The sequence below is a fragment of the Algoriphagus sp. genome (assembly GCF_024642405.1).
In the GTDB taxonomy this organism is placed as follows: Bacteria; Bacteroidota; Bacteroidia; order Cytophagales; family Cyclobacteriaceae; genus Algoriphagus.
In genome coordinates this window covers 1-3,922 of the sequence record NZ_JAHEBC010000348.1, presented here as the reverse complement: position 1 = coordinate 3,922, position 3,922 = coordinate 1, and the positions used below count along the sequence as shown (strand labels likewise).

At 36.8% G+C, this 3,922-nt stretch carries 8 protein-coding genes; 6 read left to right on the top strand and 2 right to left on the bottom strand.

What is annotated here, in order from left to right; all coding sequences use genetic code 11:
• Together Q0L68_RS17495 and Q0L68_RS17490 are read right to left on the bottom strand one after the other, a co-directional pair.
• A partial coding sequence (locus tag Q0L68_RS17495) for a DUF6265 family protein (protein ID WP_296705552.1) occupies nt 1–264 on the bottom strand: 264 nt, incomplete at its 3' end.
• Between the two features lie 34 nt (nt 265–298).
• Nucleotides 299–613, bottom strand: a complete 315-nt coding sequence (locus tag Q0L68_RS17490) for an iron-sulfur cluster assembly accessory protein (RefSeq protein WP_296705551.1) — start codon at nt 611–613, stop codon at nt 299–301.
• 109 nt (nt 614–722) lie between these two features.
• On the opposite strand from Q0L68_RS17490, the gene Q0L68_RS17485 reads away from it, so the two are divergent.
• The 6 genes from Q0L68_RS17485 to Q0L68_RS17460 all read left to right on the top strand — a co-directional run.
• Nucleotides 723–1,244 (top strand): hypothetical protein, encoded by a 522-nt coding sequence (locus tag Q0L68_RS17485; RefSeq protein ID WP_296705550.1) that lies wholly within the window; start codon nt 723–725, stop codon nt 1,242–1,244.
• Nucleotides 1,245–1,246: 2 nt separating this feature from the next.
• On the top strand, nt 1,247–1,660 hold the full coding sequence (locus tag Q0L68_RS17480; protein WP_296705549.1) for a DUF1232 domain-containing protein: 414 nt from the start codon (nt 1,247–1,249) through the stop codon (nt 1,658–1,660).
• Between the two features lie 31 nt (nt 1,661–1,691).
• Nucleotides 1,692–2,318, top strand: coding sequence for a thioredoxin family protein (locus tag Q0L68_RS17475; protein WP_296705548.1), 627 nt, complete (start codon nt 1,692–1,694; stop codon nt 2,316–2,318).
• Nucleotides 2,315–3,028, top strand: coding sequence for an NAD-dependent epimerase/dehydratase family protein (locus Q0L68_RS17470; protein WP_296705547.1), 714 nt, complete (start codon nt 2,315–2,317; stop codon nt 3,026–3,028). Before Q0L68_RS17475 ends, Q0L68_RS17470 begins: the two co-directional genes overlap by 4 nt.
• Nucleotides 3,025–3,477, top strand: coding sequence for a D-aminoacyl-tRNA deacylase (gene dtd / locus Q0L68_RS17465; protein ID WP_296705546.1), 453 nt, complete (start codon nt 3,025–3,027; stop codon nt 3,475–3,477). Before Q0L68_RS17470 ends, dtd begins: the two co-directional genes overlap by 4 nt.
• 52 nt (nt 3,478–3,529) lie before the next feature.
• On the top strand, nt 3,530–3,922 hold a 393-nt coding region (locus tag Q0L68_RS17460), incomplete at its 3' end, for an ATP-binding cassette domain-containing protein (protein WP_296705545.1).

The following is a 3,922-nucleotide window of genomic DNA, read 5'->3' as shown; positions in this document are numbered from 1 at the left end:
TTGGACGATATTCATGAATTCTGAAAAAATGAGTTTCCCTTCACTCCAAAATCTAAAAGTCCCTACCATATTACCATCCACCGCAGGCATCCAAACTTCTTCACATTCTCCGCCAAACCCTGTACCGGTCCAAAAACCTTCCAACCATTCAAGATCAGTAATATTTCCTTCCCCGGGTTTTTGGTCTTTTTCTAAATACTTTACCTGAGCGAAAAGGGGACTGACTATTAAGACAAAGAGGGGAAGTAAAATGATATTTTTCATAAGTTGAGATTAACTTATGAAGTTAGAAAATTATTTAAAGATCGTGACGCTTCGGGATATCTGGATTGATAAAAGTAAACCCTCTGGCTTCATCCCCTTCAAAAAAATCGATTTGCATTCCCATTAAAAACATAAAATGCCTCTTTTCTATCAAAACAGGTATTCCGGCTATTTCAAATTGTTGGTCTTCAGCTTTTGGCTTATCAAACCCTAAAGCATAAGACATTCCTCCGCATCCTCCACCTTTGACCCCAACTCTCAAGCTGTAATCAGCAGGGATATTTTTATTAGCCATGATATTTTTGATCTCAGCCTCAGCTTTTTCTGTGATTTGAACAGGAATAATCATGTGAGTCAAATGTTTTTGGCGCGGAATTGGTTCGTTTAGGATTCAAATTTACGATCTTTGGTGTTTTTAGACAGGGATTATTTGTGGATATTCGAAGGAAATTTAAAAAATGGATTACGCGATAGATTTGCTTAAAATTCTCTTGCCAGCGGGAATTGTACTATATGGGATGTATCTGGTTGTTGTTTCATTTCTTTCTAAAGAAAGAGAGAAAATGATTGTGGAATTAAAAACCCAGAACTCTCAGACTATTTTGCCAATCAGGCTGCAGGCTGCTGAAAGGTTATGTTTGCTGTTAGAAAGAATTTCACCAAATAATCTGGTAAGAAGGTCAAACCCTGGGTCTCTAACTGCTGGAGAGCTTCATGCTCACTTGCTGCATGAAGTAAGAGAAGAGTTTAGCCATAATTTTTCTCAGCAGGTTTATTTTTCTGAGCAAACTTGGGAGGCGGTAAAAAATGCTGTAGAAAGTATAAACACTATTATAAATCAAAGCCGTCAATCAGTGGATGCTGATGCTTCAGGAATGGATTTGGCAAGAGCTATCTTCTCAAGGTCTTTGGAACAAAATAACGATGCTATATCTTATGCGTTAAAACATGTAAAATCAGAGATCAATATTTACTTTTAAAAATGACTACCATTAAATCAAAAGCGACCGAAGTAGTAGGAAAAGCCAAAAAATTATTTGGCAAACAGGTAGATGCTGTGGTTAGGCAAGAAGAAAAGGTCAAAGAATTGATTTCTAATACTTTTCAAAAAATTGCAAATTTTGGGGAAGATCCAAGAATAAAAAAGCTAGTTGCTCCAATTGGCGTATTTATTCGAATGATAAAAGCTCATTTTAATGGAGCTCATAAACTCACCGGTAGCACTCTATGGTTGCTGGTTCTAGGCTTGGTTTATTTTATTTCTCCTTTTGATATCGTACCTGATTTTCTAGGTTTTTTAGGTTTTGCAGATGATTTATCTGTCGTCTTGGCGATATATGCTAAGGTTAAGGATGAAGTTGAGGAATTTTTGGACTGGGAGAGAACTCAAGAGTAATCAACACTGTTAGTACCCAAATTCTAATAGTATGCTTGATCAAATTTCACATCCAATTTCAAAAGAAATAGTTGTTTCAGGACTCTCTTATCTAGGTTATCGTCGCGTAATTGATGCACTATTGGCTGAAGGAAAGACAACAGGTTCCAATCATTCTGAGTCAAATATCAATTACACAAAGATGAATGTGGCCAGAATGAATCGAGTTGATAAAATAGGGAAAGTCTCCGCTGAGATGGAGTCTTTAATTAAAAGCATTAATAATCCTCAAACTTGGTTGATCATTTCTGAAGCATGGTGTGGGGATGCTTCGCAAAGTATTCCCTACATGGCAAAGTTGGCGGAACTGAATCCCCTGATTGAACTGAAAATTATTTTCAGGGATGAAAATCCCGAGGTGATGGATCATTATTTAACGGAAGGAGCCAGATCTATTCCTAAATTGATAGGGTTGTCAAAAGACTTAGAGGAGGAATTATTTACTTGGGGGCCAAAGCCAAAATACCTTCGGGATAGATTTAAGGCCTATAAAGTAGATCCTAAAGGAATAAGCCCGAAAGAATTCTCTGAGGGTACTTACCTTTGGTATGCTAGGGACAGAAATAAATCAATTGAACAGGAGTTGTTTGAGGCAATTTCGGAAATCCAAAACAAATGAAAATAGCCATAATCTCAGGTGCTTCTGGAATGGTTGGGATGCAATTATTGCATCAGTTGCTCAAAGAATATGATGATGTTATTAGCGTAGGTAGACGAATACTCGCTTTGAAACATGACAAACTGGTGCAATTAGAGGGCGATATGTCAAAAATCAACACCTGGGATTGGGAGCATTTATTGGTTTCAAAGTCCCTTGGTGGAGAGAAGAATGGTTTAAAGGAAGCCATATTAGAAAAGAAGGCTGAAATTCATGCTTTTTCTTCACTTGGCACTACTATTAAACAGGCTGGGTCCAAAGATAGATTTTACCAGATTGATCATGATTTGGTGATAGAATTTGCCAAATGGACAAAATCTCTTGGTGCTTCTAAGTTTCTCTATGTTTCTTCATCTGGCGCTAGCAGTGATTCTTCCATTTTCTATAGTCAAACAAAAGGAAAAACCGAAGAGGATTTAAAGGCGGTAGGATTTGACTTTTTAGGGCTTTTCAGACCATCGCTATTGTTAGGGAATAGATCAGAATTTCGACTTGGGGAGCAAATAGCAACCATTGTTATGAAGCCGCTTGTCTGGTTAAAGCTTTTTAAAAATATTAGGCCAATTTACGATTACCAAGTTGCGAAGGGTATGGTAAAAAAGGCATTGGAACTAAACTCCAAATCAGTAGAAATTGTCAGCTCAGGACAATTACAAGATCTTAGCAAATGATAGTAGTAATTCAACGTGCATCAGAAGCCTCTGTTAAAATAGATGGAATTGTAAAGTCCAGTATTGGGCAAGGTCTATTGATTTTGATCGGAATTGAAGAAGCAGATGGTGAAGAAGACATTTCCTGGCTTTCCAAAAAGATTGTTAATCTTCGAATATTCCCAGATGAAAATGAGGTAATGAACAAAAGCTTGTTGGATATAAATGGAGAGATTTTACTGATCTCTCAGTTTACATTACATGCCAGTACCAAAAAAGGAAATAGGCCTTCTTATATCAAAGCTGCAAAGCCTGATGTGGCTATTCCACTTTATGAGAAAATGATCCAAGCTTTGGAGTTTGATCTAGGTAAAAAAATAGGAACTGGAGAATTCGGAGCAGATATGAAAGTTAGCTTGGTAAATGATGGTCCGGTGACTATTATGATAGATAGTAAGAATAAAGTTTAAAGACATTCTATCTTAGCATTATTGTTATTATGCCTTAAATCGAATTAACATTTTGTCAGATTCTATTCTATCCATTTCTAAAGCAACCATTTTATTCAAAGCTCAACAAGCATTTGAAAACTTAAATTTTACTTGGGATTCTGACCAAAACTGGGCGATTATAGGTGATTCTGGCTGGGAGCTTACTACACTAATAGAAAGTATCAGAGGAAATACTGTTATTTCAAAGGGGAAAATTGAAAGACCTTTCGCACAAGAGTATGTAAAGCTAAAAGCTGAATCTGGGGAGGTTCATAGCTTTCGTGATTTAGTCGCCTATGTTTCGCAGAAATATGAGTTCACGAATCGTTCTCATGTTCAAAATTTTTATTTTCAGCAACGATTCAACTCCTCCGAATCAGAGGAAACAGCCACCGTTCAGGAATATTTATTGGAGGTAAATGCA